The organism is Actinoplanes oblitus (assembly GCF_030252345.1).
GTDB classification, from domain to species: Bacteria; Actinomycetota; Actinomycetes; order Mycobacteriales; family Micromonosporaceae; genus Actinoplanes; species Actinoplanes oblitus.
Map to the genome: position 1 here is coordinate 8,350,500 of NZ_CP126980.1, position 16,934 is coordinate 8,367,433.

16 protein-coding genes and 1 pseudogene are annotated in these 16,934 nt (G+C 71.7%); 3 read left to right on the plus strand and 14 right to left on the minus strand.

Translation table 11 applies throughout. The features are described from left to right. Position 1: 1 nt before the first annotated feature. From Actob_RS37055 to Actob_RS37110, 12 genes are read right to left on the minus strand one after another with little or no spacing between them, the layout of a single operon-like run. Positions 2-514: a GAF domain-containing protein gene (locus Actob_RS37055; protein ID WP_284922460.1), complete on the minus strand. Its 513-nt coding sequence runs from the start codon at positions 512-514 to the stop codon at positions 2-4. A gap of 2 nt (positions 515-516) precedes the next feature. Beyond that, positions 517-789: a hypothetical protein gene (locus tag Actob_RS37060; RefSeq protein WP_284916623.1), complete on the minus strand. Its 273-nt coding sequence runs from the start codon at positions 787-789 to the stop codon at positions 517-519. 20 nt (positions 790-809) lie between these two features. Then, positions 810-1,856: a methyl-accepting chemotaxis protein gene (locus tag Actob_RS37065; protein ID WP_284916624.1), complete on the minus strand. Its 1,047-nt coding sequence runs from the start codon at positions 1,854-1,856 to the stop codon at positions 810-812. 30 nt (positions 1,857-1,886) lie between these two features. Further along, on the minus strand, positions 1,887-2,258 hold the full coding sequence (locus Actob_RS37070) for a response regulator (protein WP_284916625.1): 372 nt from the start codon (positions 2,256-2,258) through the stop codon (positions 1,887-1,889). Next, the gene (locus Actob_RS37075; protein ID WP_284916626.1) at positions 2,255-2,530 is read right to left on the minus strand and encodes a hypothetical protein; all 276 of its coding nucleotides are present in this window, start codon (positions 2,528-2,530) and stop codon (positions 2,255-2,257) included. The genes Actob_RS37070 and Actob_RS37075 overlap by 4 nt, the downstream gene beginning before the upstream one ends. Continuing rightward, positions 2,511-4,907: a chemotaxis protein CheA gene (locus Actob_RS37080; protein WP_284916627.1), complete on the minus strand. Its 2,397-nt coding sequence runs from the start codon at positions 4,905-4,907 to the stop codon at positions 2,511-2,513. Before Actob_RS37080 ends, Actob_RS37075 begins: the two co-directional genes overlap by 20 nt. Then, positions 4,904-5,284 carry a response regulator gene (locus Actob_RS37085; RefSeq protein ID WP_185037344.1) on the minus strand — a complete coding sequence of 127 codons (381 nt, stop codon included), beginning with the start codon at positions 5,282-5,284 and terminating at the stop codon, positions 4,904-4,906. Before Actob_RS37085 ends, Actob_RS37080 begins: the two co-directional genes overlap by 4 nt. Continuing rightward, positions 5,284-6,153, minus strand: coding sequence for a CheR family methyltransferase (locus Actob_RS37090; protein ID WP_284916628.1), 870 nt, complete (start codon positions 6,151-6,153; stop codon positions 5,284-5,286). The genes Actob_RS37085 and Actob_RS37090 overlap by 1 nt, the downstream gene beginning before the upstream one ends. Continuing rightward, positions 6,153-6,767: a HEAT repeat domain-containing protein gene (locus Actob_RS37095; protein WP_284916629.1), complete on the minus strand. Its 615-nt coding sequence runs from the start codon at positions 6,765-6,767 to the stop codon at positions 6,153-6,155. Before Actob_RS37095 ends, Actob_RS37090 begins: the two co-directional genes overlap by 1 nt. Positions 6,768-6,782: 15 nt before the next feature. Beyond that, a complete protein-coding gene (gene cheB / locus Actob_RS37100; protein ID WP_284916630.1) occupies positions 6,783-7,844 on the minus strand; it encodes a chemotaxis-specific protein-glutamate methyltransferase CheB in 1,062 nt (353 codons plus the stop codon). Positions 7,845-7,849: 5 nt separating this feature from the next. Continuing rightward, positions 7,850-9,412, minus strand: coding sequence for a chemotaxis protein CheW (locus tag Actob_RS37105; RefSeq protein WP_284916631.1), 1,563 nt, complete (start codon positions 9,410-9,412; stop codon positions 7,850-7,852). 22 nt (positions 9,413-9,434) lie between these two features. Continuing rightward, a complete protein-coding gene (locus Actob_RS37110; RefSeq protein WP_284916632.1) occupies positions 9,435-11,375 on the minus strand; it encodes a methyl-accepting chemotaxis protein in 1,941 nt (646 codons plus the stop codon). Between the two features lie 291 nt (positions 11,376-11,666). Between Actob_RS37110 and Actob_RS37115 the strand changes: the two are divergent. Together Actob_RS37115 and dtd are read left to right on the plus strand one after the other, a co-directional pair. Continuing rightward, positions 11,667-11,861, plus strand: a pseudogene (locus tag Actob_RS37115) (hypothetical protein); the annotation flags it as partial. Positions 11,862-11,927: 66 nt separating this feature from the next. Further along, complete coding sequence (dtd, locus tag Actob_RS37120) at positions 11,928-12,350, plus strand: D-aminoacyl-tRNA deacylase (RefSeq protein ID WP_284916633.1); 423 nt, start codon at positions 11,928-11,930, stop codon at positions 12,348-12,350. On the opposite strand, the gene Actob_RS37125 is transcribed toward dtd, so the two are convergent. Beyond that, entirely contained in the window at positions 12,347-13,132 is a 786-nt protein-coding gene (locus Actob_RS37125) for a sporulation protein (protein WP_284916634.1), read from the minus strand. The genes dtd and Actob_RS37125 overlap by 4 nt on opposite strands. A gap of 236 nt (positions 13,133-13,368) precedes the next feature. On the opposite strand from Actob_RS37125, the gene sigB reads away from it, so the two are divergent. Further along, positions 13,369-14,337 carry an RNA polymerase sigma factor SigB gene (gene sigB / locus Actob_RS37130; RefSeq protein WP_284916635.1) on the plus strand — a complete coding sequence of 323 codons (969 nt, stop codon included), beginning with the start codon at positions 13,369-13,371 and terminating at the stop codon, positions 14,335-14,337. A 49-nt stretch (positions 14,338-14,386) separates the two neighbouring features. On the opposite strand, the gene Actob_RS37135 is transcribed toward sigB, so the two are convergent. Beyond that, complete coding sequence (locus Actob_RS37135; protein WP_284916636.1) at positions 14,387-16,933, minus strand: bifunctional acetate--CoA ligase family protein/GNAT family N-acetyltransferase; 2,547 nt, start codon at positions 16,931-16,933, stop codon at positions 14,387-14,389. Between the last annotated feature and the right edge of the window lies 1 nt (position 16,934).

The window sequence follows — 16,934 nt, forward strand, 5'->3', positions numbered from 1 at the left end:
GTCATGATGCCGGGTCGGCGTGTTCCTCGATGCGGCGGACCGTCTCGGCGGCCATCCGGGACAGGTACGCGAGGTCGGCCTCGTCGAACTGCCGGGGCCGCACGTCGAGCGCGCACAGGCCGCCCAGCATGTGGCCGTTCGAGGAGATCAGCGGCGCGCCGATGTACGACCGCACGCCCTCCACCCGCACCAGCGGGTTCTCCCGGTGCTCCGGGTCCTCGGTGAGGTCCGGGATGAACAGCGGCCGGCCGCCGGGCAGCAACCGCGTGCAGAACGCCCACTCGATCGGGGTGCCGTTCACCTCGCCGACCCACGCCGGTACCGGCCCGCAACCGGCCAGGAACACCTGGGCGTCGTTGAGCAGCGCGTCCGCCAGCGCGAACGGGGTGCCGATCCGGCCGGCCACCTCCTCGACCATGCCGGCCAGGTACTCGCGCGGCGCCTCCCGATCCAGGCCGAGCCGGGCCACTTCACGCAGCCGGGCCGGGTCGTGCAGCTGCGGGTACTGCGGCATCCTCACGGCTGGACCGTCCGGGCCAGTGCCTCGTACGTGATCAGCCGGACTTTCAGCGACCGGCCGGCCACCCGGCTCAACTCGCCCACCTCCATCATGTGCTCGGCCACCCGGCGCAGGTCGGCCGGGTCGCTGATCGGCCGCTGCAGGCCGAGCGACTGCACGGTGAGGTTCCACAGCCCCTCGGCCATCTTCGGTCCGAGGAGCTCGCCGAAGGCCTTCACCGCGTCCTGCTCGGTCGGCCGGTCCTGGCCGTAGTCCTCGATGCGCGCCATCGCGCTGACCTCTTCCCTGCTCAGAACAACTCGATCAACGGTTCGTTCGCTGCCTCGGCATCCGAGCCGGTCTGTGCGGCGTGGGTGAACCGCTGGCGGGCCATCACGTGCTTGGCGCGCAGGTCCTCTACGTTGATGGCCTGATCCCGGATCTCTTCGGCGCTGCTCTCACCCCGGGCGTACCCGGCGACCGCCGTGGCCTGACGGCTCACGTCGGCGACGGCTTCCGCCACATGTTCCAACATCTGGCGGCTGATGTCCTGGAACTGGACATGTCCGACCGCTCCGGTGGTCTCCTTGACCAGTTCGTCGGAGCTGCGCTGCACCTGCCGGGCGGCGTCGACGGTGTCCCGCAGGATGCCGCTGACCATCTCCGACATCTCCCGCTGGGCGTTCGCGATACCGCCCAGCCGGCGGGTCATCGCGGTCTCCTCGGACGCCGGCGGGAACTCCTGGGCCCTGTCGAACTGGGTGTCGTCGGAGAGCACCCCGTCCAGCTTGGCGGTCAGGTCGGCGATGTTGCTGCCGATGCCGTGCGCCGCCTCCGACGAGCGGTGGGCGAGTTTGCGCACCTCGTCGGCGACCACCGAGAAGCCCTCACCGGCGTCGCCGGCCCGGACCGCTTCGATCATCGCGTTCAGGGCGAGGATGTTCGTCGCCCGGCTGACCTCCTCGATCTGCTTGACGTGCTGATCGAGATCACGCATCTGGTCGACGAGCGCCCGGATCTGGTGGTCCCGGTAGAGGAAGTAGGCGATCAGGCGCCCGACGAGCTGGTCGTTCGACGAGCTGACCTCGCCCAGCTCCCGCTCGGTGCGGCTGAGGGTGCCGGCGAGCTGGGACACGTCGCCGGCCATCACCTCCGCCAGCGCATCGACCTTCACCAGCTGCTGGATGATCGCCTGCGCGGCCTCCCCGGTCTGGTCGATGACGTCGTTGACGTGGCCGTCGATCACGTCGCAGTACGCCGGGATCGGCTCCAGGGCCTCGGCCACGACGTCCCCCCGAACGCCCTGCTCCTCCGGTTGTTCGGGGGTGAGCGAGAGCCTGCGGAGAAGGCTGGGCATCCGATACCTCCGTTGCGATGGAACGGCCTGTCAGGCTCCGGGCAGGACCTGCTTGATCACGCCGAGCAGCTGGTCCGGTCCGACCGGCTTGACCAGCCAGCCGGTGGCTCCGGCGTTCTTCGCCTCGGCCCGCTTGGACTGCTCCGACTCGGTGGTGAGCATCAGGATCGGCGTGAACCGCATACCCGGAGCCTTGCGCGCCTCACGCGCGAAGGTGATCCCGTCCATCTGCGGCATGTTCACGTCGCTGATGATCAGGTTCGGCTTGACCCCCTTGCCGAGCTTGTCCAGCGCCTCCTTGCCGTGTGCGGCGGTCTCCACCGCGTACCCGGCCTTGGTGAGGATGGACTTCAGGCTCATCAGCATGGTGGCGGAGTCGTCGACGAGCATCACGGTGGTCATGGTGGTTCGGTCCCCTGTCGGCTGGTGTCTCCGCAGCTCCCGGTGAGCAGCGGAAGTACCTGCGACGCCAAGAAGGCGTCTTTCGGTGCCGAGGTAATCTTCGGCCGGAACAGCAACATGGCCTGGAGCGCACCGGTGTGCAGATGGTTGCATCGGCGCAGGCTCACCTTCGGCCGCTGGCAGGTGCGCAGCCAGCCGACCAGCTGTTCCACCTCGTCGACGGTGACCACCCCGACCAGCGAGATGCTCTCGTCACGCAACTCGAGCGGCAAGGCCGAGCACCTCCTTCAGGTTCAGCACCAGCAGCACCAGGCCGTCGCCGAGCAGGGCGGTGCCGGAGAACTCCGCGGCGTACGCGAGCAGTCCCTCCATCGGTTTCAGGATCACGTCGACCTCGCGGTGGAACTGCTCGACCAGCAGGCCGATCCGCTGCCCGTTCACCGAGACCACGAGCACCGCGAGGTCCCGGGCCGGGTCCGGCGACCAGGGCATCTCCAGCGCCCGGGCCAGGTCGATCACCGGCACCACCTCGCCGCGCATCACCACCACGTCCTGGTGCAGCACCCGGCCCATCTCGGCGGCCGGCACCCGGACCGTCTCCACCACCAGGTCGACCGGGACGCCGAAACGCTGCCCGGCCACGCTGACCACCATCACCTGGGTGACCGCCATGGAGAGCGGCAGCCGCAGCCTGGTGACAGTGCCGGTGCCCAGTTCGGAGCGCATGGTGACGCTGCCGCCGAGCTTCTCCACGCTGGCCCGGACCGCGTCCATCCCGACACCGCGGCCGGACAGGTCGGAGATCTGGTCGGCGGTCGAGAAGCCGGGGCGGAAGACCAGATCGACAGCGTCGCTGTCGCTGAGCGACTCCAGCTCCTCCTCGCTGATCAGACCCTTCTCGTACGCCTTCCGCTTGACCCGCTCCGGATCGACACCGCGCCCGTCGTCGGAGACCTCGACCAGCACCGCGTCGCCGTCGGCCACCGCGGCGAGGGTGAGCCGGGCGGCCGGCGGCTTGCCCGCCGCCACCCGCTCGTCGGAGGTCTCGATCCCGTGGTCGAGGCTGTTGCGCACCAGGTGCACCAGCGGGTCCCCGAGTGCCTCGATGACGTCCTTGTCGGCCATCGTGTCCTCGCCCTCGGTGACCAGCTCGATGGTCTTGCCGAGCCGCCGGCTCAGGTCCCGGACCAGGCGCGGGAAACGACCGAAGGCGACCGAGAGCGGCAGCATCCGGACGTCCATCACGGCCGCCTGCAGCTCCTCGGCGATCCGGTGCAGGCCGGCGTACTGATCCTTGATCCGGCGGCTGAGCGCCCGGCTGCCGAACTCCTCCTCGGCCGCGGCGGCCAGGAAGGTGAGGCCGTTCTTGGCCACGTTCAGCTCGCCGACCAGCTCCATCAGCCGGTCCACCTTCTCCTGGTCGACCTTGAGCACCCGGGTGCCGACCTGCCCGCCCGGGTCGTCGGCCCGGCCCGCCGGCTCGGCGGCGGCACCGGTCGCGGTGGGCACCGGCGCGGGCGGGGCGGCCAGCGCCGCCACCACCGGATGGTCGACGCCCGGCGGTTCGGCGGCCGGCTCCACCGGGGCGCGGCCGAGCACGCCCTCGATCGCGGCGTTCACCGCCGCCGGATCGGCGCCGGTCAGGTCCAGCGGGACACCGAGGGCGAGGGCGGCAGCGGTGACCGAGGCGGTCAGGGCGACCAGCTGGGTGCCGGCCGGCTCGCCGACGGCGAGGGTGCGGTGCGCGGCGGTGAGCACGGCCCGCGCGTCGGCGGCCAGCTCCGGGTCCACGTGCAGGGCGTCCGGGCGGGGCGCCGGGGCCGCGACGGCGAACTCCTCCTCGTCCTCGCCCTCCAGGTGCCGGTGGATCGCCGCGGCGTCCAGCTCGACGACGGTGATCTGGTCGGGGACGTACCGGAACAGGTAGTCCAGCTCGCCGACGGCGGCCCGGGTGGCGACCACGAAGGAGAGCAGGCAGACGTACTCGTCGTACTCCTCGGCCGGGGGCCAGGTCTCCGGCTGGACCACCGCGAGCCGGTCCAGGCCGGGCACCTGACGGACCAGGTGCAGCGGGTCCTCGGCGCGGAAGAAGCAGTCCTGGTCCGGCAGGTAGCGGACGAAACGCATGGTGGACGAGGTGGTGGCGAGCCAGTTCGCGGTCTCGATGAGCCAGTCGGTGCCGAGATGCGCCAGCCACTCCGGGGGCGGGTCGATCGGGCGTACCGAAAGCGGGGTCTCCTGATCGGCGGCCGGTGACTCGCCGCCCCCGCCGAGCGGGGCCCGCAACTTGGTGATCAGCCCGCCGGCGTCCTGGCCGGCCGTGGCCGGCAGGCGCTCGTGCGCCGTGACGTGCGCGAGCCAGCCGCGGATCAGGTCGAACGCGGCGAGCAGGTCGTCGGCCATCCCCGAGTCGAGCGCCAGCCGGCCGCCGCGGACCGCGTCCAGCAGGTCCTCGGCGGCGTGGGTGAGCCGGGTCAGCTCCGGGAAGTCGAAGAGCCCGGACGAGCCCTTGAACGTGTGCGCGGCCCGGAACACCTCGTTGACCAGCTCCGGGTCGCCGGGGTTGCGCTCCAGTTGGAGCAGGCCGTCGTCGACCGAGGCCAGCAGGTCGTTGGCCTCCGCGAGGAACTGGGCGAGCAACGGGTTCATGCCGCCGGGTCCTTCCCCGTGGTCAGCATGGTGGCGACCCGGACCAATCGCTCGGCGGCCACCGGCTTCACCAGGTAGAGGTTCGCCCCCGCCTGATAGGCCCGGTCGGCGTCGCCGGGGCGGTCCTCGGTGCTGATCATCAGCACCGGGGCGGCCGTCCCGACGGTCTCCGAGCGCAGCGTCTCCACGCAGGCGTACCCGTTCATCTTGGGCATGTTGACGTCCACCACGAACAGGTCGAAGGGCGTGGTCATCGCCGCCTCCACGGCCTCCAGGCCGTTCGCCGCCTCGGCCACCTCGAACCCGGCCTCGCGCAGCAGGCTGGTGTGATAGAGCCGCACCGTGGCGGCGTCGTCGACTACTAAAACCCGGGTCATCACTTCGCTCCGGTCGGTCGCTGATAGACGATGCCCTCCGGCAGGCGGGCCGGGGTGAAGATCGGCGAGATCCGGCTCATCGACTCGGAGTGCCCGAGGAACAGGTAGCCGCCCGGGCGCAGCGCGCCGTACAGGTTCTCGGCGGCCCGGCGGCTGGACAGCTCGTCGAAGTAGATCAGCACGTTGCGGCAGAAGATCACGTCGAACTCCCGGAACCGGCGCATCTCGGCGGTGTCGCAGACGTTCATCCGGTGCAGCGTCACGGCGCTGCGGATGCCCTCGTCGACCTGGTAGCGGCCGGCGCCGACCGGGGTGAAGTACTTGTTCACCCAGGCCTTCGGCACCCGCTGCAGGGACCGCTCGCCGTAACTGGCGTGCGCGGCCTTGTCCAGCACGTCACTGTCGATGTCGGCCCCGTGGATCTCCACGTCCACGTGGTCGATGTGCTCCCACTCCTCGAGCAGGCGCAGCGCTATCGAGTACGGCTCCTCGCCGGTCGAGCAGGGCAACGAGAGGATCTTGATGGGGCCGACGATCCGGTTCACCCCGCCGCGGGCGGCGAGCACGTTCGGCAGGACGGTGCCGAGCATCGCGTCGAACTGGTAGTCCTCGCGCAGGAAGTACGTCTCGTTGACGGTCAGCTGGTTGATCAGCTCCTGCAGCATCGCCTGGTCGTTCATCCGGAGCGCGGCGAACCAGCTCGCGAACGTGTCGTACCGGGAGCCGCGGATGCAGTTGTCGATCCGCTTGTCGACGAAGTACCTCTTGCCCGGGCTGAAGTGGATGCCGGTGCGCTTGTAGAAGTACTCGGTGAATCGTGCGAAGTCGGCGTCGGACAGGGCCGAGCCGCTCGTGGTCGCGCCGGCCATCACGCCGTACCGGTGAGTCGGGGCAGGGCCGCGCGGACCGTGAAGGCCAGGAACGGGTCGTCCGGGAAGCGCAGCACCGCCGCTTCCAGGACCGGGCGGTGCTCGGCCGAGGCGGCCGGCAGCAACGCGTCGATGGCGGCGGTCACCACGTTCGGGTGCGGGTCCTCGGCGATCATCCGGACCAGCCAGGACTTCGCCTCCGGGTGGGGCAGGTCGGCCAGCACCATCGCGGTCATCACCCGTACGTCGTGGTCCGGCGCCGCGAGCAGGCTGGGCAGCAGCGCCGGCACCGAGCCCGGCATGGTCGCCAGCGCCTCCGCCACCGCGGTCCGCAGCCCGGCCTCGTCGCTGGCCAGGTGCACCGCCAGGCCGGCCGCCACCGCCTCGGAGTCGTGTGCGGCCAGGGTGGTGAGCACCGCGTCGCGGACCCGCGGCTCGGTCTCCAGCCCCACCCGGGCCAGCAGCTCGGGCACCGCCGCCGGGATCCCGGTCAGCTCCAGCGCCGCCTCGCGGCGCAGCTCCGGATCCGGGTCGTCGAGCCGGCGGACGAGCTCGTCGGTATCGAGAACCTGTGGCGCCTCAGGTTCGGGGGCCTGCTTGCGGACCAGTCCCATAGTGATCAACCCTTCTCAGCACACCCAGTCGGCCAGCCGGTCGGGAATCTCGTACGCCGGCAGCACCTCGGTCGCGCCGCCCCGGCGGGCGAGCTCGCCCGGCATCCCCCAGACCACAGCGGTCTCCTCGGCCTCGGCGATGGTCCGCCCGCCGGCCGCCTTGACCGCGCCCATCTCCTTGGCGCCGTCGTCGCCCATCCCGGTCAGCAGCACGCAGACCAGCCGCGCCGGGTCCAGGTAGCGGGCCGCCGAGGCGACCATCCGATCCACGCTGGGATGCCAGCGGTACTCCTCGGCGGCCGGCACGCTCTTGACGATCAGGCCGTCGCTGCGCCGGGCCACGACGACGTCGGCGCCGCCCCGGCCGATGTAGATGTTGCCGCGCCGCACCGTCATGATCCGGTCGACCTCGTGCACCCGCAGCGCGCACTCCTCGTCCAGCCGGCGGGCCAGCGGGCCGGTGAACGACGCCGGGATGTGCTGAGCGAGCACCACCGGGGCGCCGAGCGTGGCCGGCAGCTGCGGAAGCAGGTCGGAGAGCAGCGCCGGGCCACCGGTGGAGGAGCCGATCAGCACCAGGTCGACGGTGCCCGCCGCGGTCGACCGGCGGCGCGGCGGCGCCGCCGCGGCCCGCTCGCTCTGCGCCCGGATCCGCGCGCTCAGGCCGCCGGCCCGCTTCAGCCTCGCCGTCGCCGCGCCCCGCACCTTGCGGATCAGCTCGGTCGAGACCTCGTCGATGTTGAGCGACACCGTGCCGCCGGGCTTGGGCACGTAGTCGATCGCGCCCAGTTCCAGCGCCTCCAGGGTGACCAGGGCGTTGTGCTCGGTCAGCGAGGAAACCATGACCACCGGGGTGGGCCGCTGCTCCATGATCTTGGCCAGGCAGGTGAGCCCGTCCATCTCCGGCATGTTCACGTCCAGGGTCACCACGTCCGGCTGGACGCGGTCCAGCTGCTCCAGCGCGTCCACCCCGTTGCGAGCGGTGTGCACGTCGAAGTCACCGGCGTCGGTGAGCATGCCCTTCAGGGCCCGGCGCATCAGCGCCGAGTCGTCGACAACGAGGACCGAGGTGGACACTCTTCTCAAACCCCGGCGAGAGCCTCGTCGACGGCGGCCTCGCAGAGCTCCGCCGCCACCTCGGCCTGACTGGCCTCCAGCAACTGGTCCACCTGGACCAGCAGCAACATGCGCTGCTGGTCGGGCAGGTTGGCGACCCGGGAGACCACCCGGGCCTGCTCGGCGGAGAGCTCCGGGGCCGGCTCCAGCACGTTGCGGCCGACCCGGGCCACCTCGGCCACCGAGTCGACGATGAACCCGGTCCGGGCCCCGCCGATGATCAGCACCACGATCCGCTGCCGCTCGTCCCGTTCGGCTCGCCCCAGGCCCAGCCGGGTCCGCAGATCCACCACCGGCAGCACGGTGCCCCGCAGATTGACCAGACCCTCGACGAAATCGAAGGACTTCGGTACGCGGATCAGCGCCTCCGGCACCCGGATGATCTCCTGCACCGTGTCGACGTCGACCGCGTACTCCTCGTCGTCCAGCCGGAACACCACGAACAACTCCTCGTCGCCGCGGCTGTCGTCGGGCTGGCCGGCTCGTTCCGTAGTCATCTCCGCGTCGTCCTCCCGGTAGTCGGCGATCTCGTCGCGCACCTCGGGCGAGTCGAACATCCGGTTCACGCTCAGCACCGAGACCAGCCGTTTGCCGTCCTCCAGCCGGACCACCGACTCCACCTCGGTGGCCCGCCCGTCGCCGGTCACCACGCTGGGCAGCGGGGCCACCAGCTGGTGCGGCACCCGCAGCACCTCCCGCACGGTGTCCATCACCACCCCGACCACGCCGTCCTCCAGCGAGACCACGACGATCCGGTTCTGCGGCTCCAGCGGCGTCACCGGCAGCCCGAAGACCTGGCGCATGCTCACCACCGGCAGCAGCCGGCCGCGCAGGTCGATCACGCCGAGCACCCGGCTGCCCGCGTTCGGGACGCGGCTCACCGACTCCGGGGCCTGCACGATCTCCTGCACCTGGTCGATCGGCAGGGCGTACTCCTGCCCCTCGACCGCGAAGCTGACCAGCTCCAGGGTGTCGTCCGACTCGCCGTCGCGGTCCTCGTCACCGGGTATCCGGGACGCCGCGTCCCGGCCGCCACCGACCCGTTTCTCGGCGAGCCGGGCGAACTGGCTGCCGATCAGCTGATCCACGTCGAGCACCGTGGTCATCTCGCCGTCACCCGACTTGATCACCCCGACCAACACGTCCGAGCGGACCGTGGCCTGCACCGCGTCGGCCGGCTCCAGCGCCTGCGGGTCGATGCTGATCACGCTGGCCACCCGGTCCACCACGAAGCCGAGCGGCACCCCGCCGTCGACCACTATCACCCGGGTGGTCTCGTCGTGCTCGGCCTGCTCCATCGAGCAGCACTGCCGCAGGTTGACCACCGGGAGGACCCGGCCGCGCAGGTTGGCCAGCCCCTCCAGGGACGGCGGCCCGAGCGGCACCCGCACCACGGCGGGCATCCGGATGATCTCCTGCACGCGACGCATCGGGAAGGCGTACCGCTCCCCCAGCATGTCGAAGGTGACATAGTCCGCGTTGTCCTCGTCGAGGTCCGCCGCGGCGGCCTCGTCCACGTCCACGCTCATCGACGTCTCCTCCCCGGCCGGCTCAGCCGGCGTTCTGCAGCTCGTCGGCGAGCGCGGCGATCTCCTCCACCGCGGCTGCCAACTCCTCGGCGCCCTGCGCCTGCTCCCGGGCCGCGGTCGAGGCCTGCCCGGCCAGCTGCTCGGCCTGGCTCGCAGACGAGGCGATCTGCTCCAGCCCGATCTTGACCTCGCCGAGCACCTTGGCGATCGCCTCGGCGCCCTCCTGGACCTCGAGGTTGCCGCCCCGGACCTGCTGCATGTCCCGCTCGATCTCCTCCAGCCGGGCGGTGGTGGCCTTCGCCGACTCCACCTCGGCCAGTGACATCCGGCTGGTCTCCTCCAGGTCGCCGCGGACCTCGACGATCCGGTCCTGCACCGACTTGACCAGGTCCTTGATCCGGTCAGCGTTCTCCGCCGAGTCACGGGCCAGGTTGCGGATGTCGGTGGAGACCACCGCGAAGCCCTTGCCGAACTCGCCGGCCCGGGCCGACTCGACCGAGCCGTTCACGGCGAGCATGTTGGTCTGGATCGAGACGTTCGCGATGGCGTCGACGATCTTGTCGATCCGGCGCGAGATCTGCTCCAGCTCGGTCACCTTCCGGACGTTCTCGATGCCCTCCCGGGCCGCCGTGCCGATCGCGTCGATCATCGAGTCGACCGACTCCTTGTTGGTGACCAGCAGATCCAGGATCGCGTCCGAGCGCTCCACCGCGGCGCCGCCGCGCTCCGACGAGAGCTGGGCGCCCCGCTCGATCTCGGACACCGCCACGGAGGTCTGCTCACCCTTCTCGGCCGCGGTCCGGGCGCCGGTGTTGATCTCGTTGATCGCCACGTTGATCTGCGTGGCGGCCCGGTTGATCTCCTCGACGGCCGCGGACAGCTCCTCGGCGGTCGAGGCCACATCCTCGGCGCTCTTCGCGATGTCGGTGCTGCTGCGCAGCGTCTCGGCCACCTCGGCGAGCGCCTCGGCCGCCTGCTCGCTCTGCCGCAGCGCCTGGGACTGCTGGCTGACCGTCTGCAGCGACTCCTCGCACGCCGCCGACTGCTGCTCGGCCGCCGCGGCGATCTCCTCGGACCGCTGCTTGGCGTTGCCCGCGGAGCGCTTGGCCTGCTCGGCGGCGGTGGCCATCTCCATCGCGCCGGCCATGATCGAGCCCATGTCGGCCCGGATGGTCTCCAGCTGCGAGGTGATCGTCTTGCCCTTCTCCACCTCGTTGCGCGCCGCCTCCGCGGAGGTCTGCACCGCCCCGGCGATGTCGGTCACCGAGTTGCGGACCTCGTCGATCAGGTCGCGGATCTGCCGGGCGCTGCGCTCGCTGGTCTCGGCGAGCGTGCGCACCTCGTCGGCGACCACCGCGAAGCCCTTGCCGTGCTGCCGGGCGCGGGCCGCCTCGATCGCGGCGTTGAGCGCGAGCAGGTTGGTCTGGTCGGCGATGTGCGCCACGGTCTTGACGATCTCGCCGATCTCGTCGGCCTGCTTCTCCAGTTCGGTGATGGTGACCACCGAGGTGGTCTGCCGGGCGGACGCGCTGTCCACGTTCGCGAGCAGGTTGCTGATCCCGGTCCGGGTCTCGTTCAGCAGGCCCTGCAGGGCCTGGGAGAGGTCCGCTACCTGGGTGGTGGTCTGCTGCTGACGGTTGACCCGGTCCTCGATCTGGTTCATCGCGGCCAGGCTCTGCTGGGTCGCGCCGGACGCCTCCTCGGCGCCCGCGGCGATCTGCTGCATCGACTCGGTGAGCTGACGCGACGCCTCGGCGGCCTCGGCGTTCTGCGCGGAGATCTCCGCGGTCGCGGTGGCGATCCGCTCCGCCGCCTGCTGCTGTTTGGCCACCGACCGGGCCTGCCGCCGGTTGGCGTCGCCGTCCGCGCCGGGCCGGGCCGGCCGCGCGGCGGCGGCCGTGGCCACCGGCCGGGCCGGCCGTGTTTCGGTGGTACGCCCGCCGGTGGTGCTGGTGAGGGGCATGGGTGCTTCTCCCGTCTGGGTACGGTCGGGTCCGGCGCACCACGGCGCACGGCTCCAGGTCCACCTCGGTCGCCGGGGCGCGCACCCGGCCGGGTGCCGGGCTCGATACCGCCTCCGACCTGCAAAATCCTGGCATCGAAAGGCCCGCCATCGGCGCGTATTAACGCCTTTCGATGCAATTGGGCCGGCGTTTGACGCCGCGTCCGGTGGGCATTCCGGGACGACCCGACACGGAGGTGGACGATGAGCGACCTAGAGCCCGAGCTGTCCAGCACCATCGACGCCGGTACCGATCCGGAGGAACTGCGCAACGGCGGCCCGGCGACCGAGGGCGTGATGACCACGACCGGTGGCACCGCCGGACCGGCCAGCTTCCCGGATCGGCCGCGGACCGGCCCGGGGGTGGCGAACACCACCACCGGCGACGCCACCACCGGCGCGATGCGCACCCCGGCCGACGAGTACACCAGCGACGCGGCCGGCTGAGCGGTCCGATACCGTCCGTACCCGGATCGCCGCGGGCCCCGCGGCGACCGGGACGGCGGGGGCGGCATGCGGGCTCTGGTGCAGACGGTGAGCCGGGCGAGTGTCACGGTCGGCGACGAGGTGGTCGGCGAGATCGGTGACGGGCTGCTGGTGCTGGTCGGCGTCACCCACGACGACACCCCGGCGAAGGCTGCCGAGCTCGCCCGCAAGACTTATGAGCTGCGCGTGCTGGACGACGACCGGTCCGCTTCGGACGTCGCCGCGCCGCTGCTGGTGGTCAGCCAGTTCACCCTGTACGGCGACGCGCGCAAGGGCCGCCGTCCGACCTGGAACGCGGCGGCGCCCGCCGAGGTGGCCGAGCCGCTGATCACCGCGTACGTGCAAGCGCTGCGCGCCCGGGGAGCGACGGTGGAGACCGGCCGCTTCCGGGCGCACATGCTGGTGGAGAGTGTGAACGTGGGACCGCGCACGGTCCTGCTGGAGCTCTAGAAGATCCCCCGGCGGCGGGCGGACTGCTGCAGCCAGTTGTCCAGCTGCGCGGTCCAGTCCACCTGGTCCACCGTCGCGTAGTCCACGTCGAAACTGCCGAACGCGTCGTGCCCCTCGGTGAACAGCCCGCCGCGCTTGTCCAGCTCCAGCACCACCTGCAGCTTGCGCGGCGTGGGCAGGAAGGTCAGCTCCAGCTGGTTGATGCCGTGCGCGTACCGGGCCGGCGGGTAGAACTCGATCTCCTGGTAGAACGGCAGCTCCTGCTCGACGCCGTACACCCGGCCGCGCTCCACGTCGGCCTTGTGGAACCGGAAGCCGAGCCGCAGCAGCGCCTCCAGGATCCGCTCCTGGGCCGGCAGCGGGTGCACCTGGACCGCGTCCAGGTCGGACTTGTCGACCGCGCGGGCCACCTCCAGCTCGGTGGCCAGACCCATCGTCATGCCATGCAGGTGCTGGCCGTACACCTCGGTGATCGGCGTCTGCCACGGCACCTCGAAGCGGAACGGCACGTCGTGCCGGGCGCCGGCCTCCAGCCGGAACGAACCGGTCAGCCGCTGGCGGTGGAACTCCTGGTTGGTCTGGTACTCGTTGTCGCCGCTCTCCACCTCGACCCGGGTCATCAGGCCGACGGCGACATATTCGACGTCGACCGCGTGGTCGCCGCCGACGATGTGCACCTGGCCCTCCAGGAATCCGCCGGGACGGCAGTTCGGGTTGGTCAGCACGGTGTCGACGGACGGCCCGCCCACGCCGAGCGCCTGCAGCATCTTCTTGAAGACCACGTTCACTCCTTCTTCGGTCCCGCACATTATCTCCGCGTGGCAAGGCTGATCGTCCGTTTCACCCGAGCTTGTCGGCTTGCCGACGTCAGGGTTCTCCCTGATTCATGCCACCTGGACGCTGGCCTCACCTCCGCTTAACGCGCGGGCGACGAAGCTTCTCGTCACCGGCACGGAAGCGGCTGGTAGGCACGGATAACGGGGAGGGGATCCAAGTGGTCCTGGAGACGAAGGCGACGATGGCTGAGGACATCATGACCGACGAGGTCGAGCCGCTGGCCGATCTCGACGCGACGGACGAGCGGGGCGTCTCCGCCGACCTGGTCCGGGCCTACCTCAACGGCATCGGCCGGACCCGCCTGCTCACCGCCGTCGAGGAGGTCACTCTCTCGAAGCGGATCGAGGCCGGCCTCTACGCCGAGGAGAAGCTTCCGGCGGCCGACGCGGACCTGGCTCCGCTGCTGCGGGTCGTCGTCGCCGAGGGCAAGGCCGCCAAGAACCACCTGCTCGAGGCGAACCTGCGGCTCGTGGTCAGCATCGCGAAGCGGTACACCGGCCGGGGCATGGCGTTCCTGGACCTGATCCAGGAGGGCAACCTGGGTCTGATCCGCGCGGTCGAGAAATTCGACTACACCAAGGGCTACAAGTTCTCCACGTACGCCACCTGGTGGATCCGCCAGGCCATCACCCGCGCCATGGCCGACCAGGCCCGCACCATCCGCATCCCGGTGCACATGGTCGAGCAGGTCAACCGCATGGTCCGGGCCCGCCGCGACCTGGCCACCCAACTCGGCCGGGAGCCCAGCATCGCCGAGATCGCCGAGGCGATGAGCGTGCCGGAGTTCCAGGTCATCGAGCTGATCTCGTACGACCGCGAGCCGGTCAGCCTGGACCAGGCGGTCGGTGAGGACGGCGAGAGCGCCCTCGGTGACTTCGTCGCCGCCGTCGACCCGAACCAGCCCGGCGAGGGTGTCTCGCAGGGCGAGCTGCGCAGCGAGGTGGAGATCGTGCTGGCCACGCTCTCCGAGCGCGAGTCCGCGGTGATCCGGCTGCGCTTCGGCCTGGACGACGGCCGCCAGCGCACCCTCGACGAGGTGGGCCGCGAGTTCGGCCTCAGCCGCGAGCGCATCCGCCAGATCGAGAAGGTGACGATGCTGAAGCTGCGCGACCCGGAGCGGGCCTCCCGCCTCGAGGCCTACGCGGTCTGATCCACGATCGTCACCGACGGCCCCGGCTCCTCGAGCCGGGGCCGTCGGCTCATCTCAGGCGTCGCGGGCCGGTGTCCGGTCGCACGCCCGGATCGCCGAACTCGATGGCGGCGTGCAGCACCGAGAAGCCGTCCGGCCGGACCAGCACCGGGTTGAGCAGCAGCGAGCGCACCCGCGGATGCTCGTCGGCGAGCCGGCCGACCCGCAGCAGCAGGTCGATCAGCGCGTCCCGGTCGACCGGGGTGGAGCCGCGGTAACCGTGCAGCAGCGGGGCCGCCCGCGGCTCGTCGACCAGCGCCTCGGCGGCCCGGTCGGTCAGCGGGGCGGCCCGCCAGGCCAGGTCGCCGAGCAGCTCACTGGCCACGCCGCCGAGACCGAAGCCGACCACCGGGCCGAAGGCCGGATCCTCCACCACCTCGACCACACACGCCACGCCCGGCGGAACCATGGTCTGCACGAGCACGTCCGGGCCGAAGGTGGTGTCCAGCTCGCGGTAGGCCGTACGCAAGGAATCCTCGTCGCCCAGCGCCAACCGCACCGCGCCGAGATCGATCCGGTGGCGCAAGCCGCCGCCGGCCGCCTTGAGCGCGACCGGGTAACCCAGCGTCGCCGCGGCGGCGACCGCCTCGTCCACCGAGCGGGCCAGCGTCGACGGCACCACCGGGATCCGGTACGCGTCCAGCAGGCCACCCGTCGTCTCGGCGGCCTCCGCCGCGGCCGGGTCCACTCCGGACAGCGCGGGCATGGTGCCCGGCGGGCGGCGCAGCCACTCCGCGTAGTTGACCACCCGGGCCAGCGCGCGGACCGCCTCCTCGACCGAGGAGTAGACCGGGACGCGCGGCGGCACCCGGCCGAAGACCAGTGTCGCCACCGTCGGTTTCTCCCCGGCGAGCGCGACGCTGGCCAGCGCCGCGGCGAAGTCCGCGTCCTCCTCGGAGAGCTGCTGGCCGGGCACCACCGGGGCGAAGACCACCACCAGCGCGTCCACCCGGTCGTCGACAGCGGCGTCGGCGAGCGCGTCGGCCAGGTCGTGGGCGGTGGCCATCGGGCTCAGGTCGTGCGGATATCCCTCGGCGACCACCAGTCCGGCCGCCCGGCAGGCCACCTCGGCGAGCGCGGCCAGCGCCGACGAGTTGCCGACCACGGCGACTCGCCGGCCGGCCGGCAGCGGCTGGTGGGCCAGCAGGATGCCGACGTCGAAGAGCTCCTGCACGGTGTCCACCCGGATCACCCCGGAGCGGGCGAACAGCGCGGTCACCGCGTGCGCGTCCGGACCGGGCAGGTCGCCGGCCAAGCCCGGCGGACGGGTCGCCGAGGCCACCGCGACCACCGGTTTGACCCGGCTCATCCGGCGGGCCAGCCGGGCGAACTTGCGCGGGTTGCCGAACGTCTCCAGATAGAGCAGCACCACGTCGGTGCCGGGGTCGTCCTGCCAGTACTGCAGCAGGTCGTTGCCGGAGACGTCGGCCCGGTTGCCGGCCGAGACGAAGCTCGACAGGCCCAAGCCGCGCCGGTCCGCCTCGGCCAGCAGCGCCACCCCCAGCGCGCCGCTCTGCGCGAAGAAGCCGACCCGTCCGGCGGCCGGCAGCCGCGGCGCCATCGTCGCGTTCAGCCGGACCGCCGGGTCGGTGTTGGCGATGCCGAAACTGCTCGGGCCGATCACCCGCAGGCCGGCCGCGTGCGCGGTCTCGATCAGGGCCCGCTGCCGGTCCGCGCCAGCCGCGCCGGCCTCGGCGAACCCGGCCGAGCCGATCACCACGCCGCCGGCGCCCGCGGCCGCCGCGTCGGCCAGGGCCGCCGCGACCTTCTCCGCCGGGACCGCGATCACGGCCAGGTCGATGGGGGTTCCGGCATCAGACGCTTTCCGGTACGCCGTGAGCCCGGCGACCCGATCGGCGGACGGATGCACCGGTACCACCGCGCCCGGGTAGCCGCCGTCGCGCAGGTTGCCGAGCATGGCGGCGCCGATCCCGTGGCCGCTGGCGCTCGCCCCGTAGATGGCGATGCCGCGCGGGGCGAGCAGCCGGGCGATCGACCGGGCCTCGGTCAGGTGCTCCCGGGACTCCTGCACCTCCCGTGACTTCTCGGTGGGCGCGATCGGGAAGCTCAGGTGCACCACGCCGTCCGCGTAGCGGCGCTGCACCTGGTAGCCGGAGTCGCCGAAGACCCGCAGCATCCCGCCGTTCTCCGGGAGCACCTCGGCGACGAAGCGCGAGATGCCGTGCTCGCGGGCCGCCTCGGCCAGGTGCTCCAGCAGCACCGAGCCGATCCCGCGGCCCTGCTGCGCGTCCTCCACCACGAAGGCGACCTCGGCCTCGGGCGAGTCCAGGCCGAGCCGCTCGTAACGCCCGACCGAGGTGATCCGGCCGTCGGCGGCGACGGTGACGAAGGCCTCCCGGTCGCGGTGGTCGACGTTGACGAACCGGTGCAGGTCACGCTCCGGGATCCGCGGGTAGGGCGAGAAGTACCGCAGGTAGCGGGTGCGGTCACTCATCCGGGAGTGGAACTCCACGATGGCCGGGGCGTCCTCCGGCCGGATCTGCCGCAGGTGCACCGCGGTGCCGTCGGCGAGCAGGACGTCTGCGCTGCGTCCCATG

Excerpts from the sequence above, each read along its gene's own strand:
- Actob_RS37055 (WP_284922460.1), bottom strand. The coding sequence starts at position 514 with ATGCCGCAGTACCCGCAGCTGCACGACCCGGCCCGGCTGCGTGAAGTG.
- Actob_RS37060 (WP_284916623.1), bottom strand. The coding sequence starts at position 789 with ATGGCGCGCATCGAGGACTACGGCCAGGACCGGCCGACCGAGCAGGAC.
- Actob_RS37065 (WP_284916624.1), bottom strand. The coding sequence starts at position 1,856 with ATGCCCAGCCTTCTCCGCAGGCTCTCGCTCACCCCCGAACAACCGGAG.
- Actob_RS37070 (WP_284916625.1), bottom strand. The coding sequence starts at position 2,258 with ATGACCACCGTGATGCTCGTCGACGACTCCGCCACCATGCTGATGAGC.
- Actob_RS37080 (WP_284916627.1), bottom strand. The coding sequence starts at position 4,907 with ATGAACCCGTTGCTCGCCCAGTTCCTCGCGGAGGCCAACGACCTGCTG.
- Actob_RS37085 (WP_185037344.1), bottom strand. The coding sequence starts at position 5,284 with ATGACCCGGGTTTTAGTAGTCGACGACGCCGCCACGGTGCGGCTCTAT.
- Actob_RS37090 (WP_284916628.1), bottom strand. The coding sequence starts at position 6,153 with ATGGCCGGCGCGACCACGAGCGGCTCGGCCCTGTCCGACGCCGACTTC.
- Actob_RS37095 (WP_284916629.1), bottom strand. The coding sequence starts at position 6,767 with ATGGGACTGGTCCGCAAGCAGGCCCCCGAACCTGAGGCGCCACAGGTT.
- Actob_RS37105 (WP_284916631.1), bottom strand. The coding sequence starts at position 9,412 with ATGAGCGTGGACGTGGACGAGGCCGCCGCGGCGGACCTCGACGAGGAC.
- Actob_RS37110 (WP_284916632.1), bottom strand. The coding sequence starts at position 11,375 with ATGCCCCTCACCAGCACCACCGGCGGGCGTACCACCGAAACACGGCCG.
- dtd (WP_284916633.1), top strand. The coding sequence starts at position 11,928 with ATGCGGGCTCTGGTGCAGACGGTGAGCCGGGCGAGTGTCACGGTCGGC.
- sigB (WP_284916635.1), top strand. The coding sequence starts at position 13,369 with ATGGCTGAGGACATCATGACCGACGAGGTCGAGCCGCTGGCCGATCTC.
- Actob_RS37135 (WP_284916636.1), bottom strand. The coding sequence starts at position 16,933 with ATGGGACGCAGCGCAGACGTCCTGCTCGCCGACGGCACCGCGGTGCAC.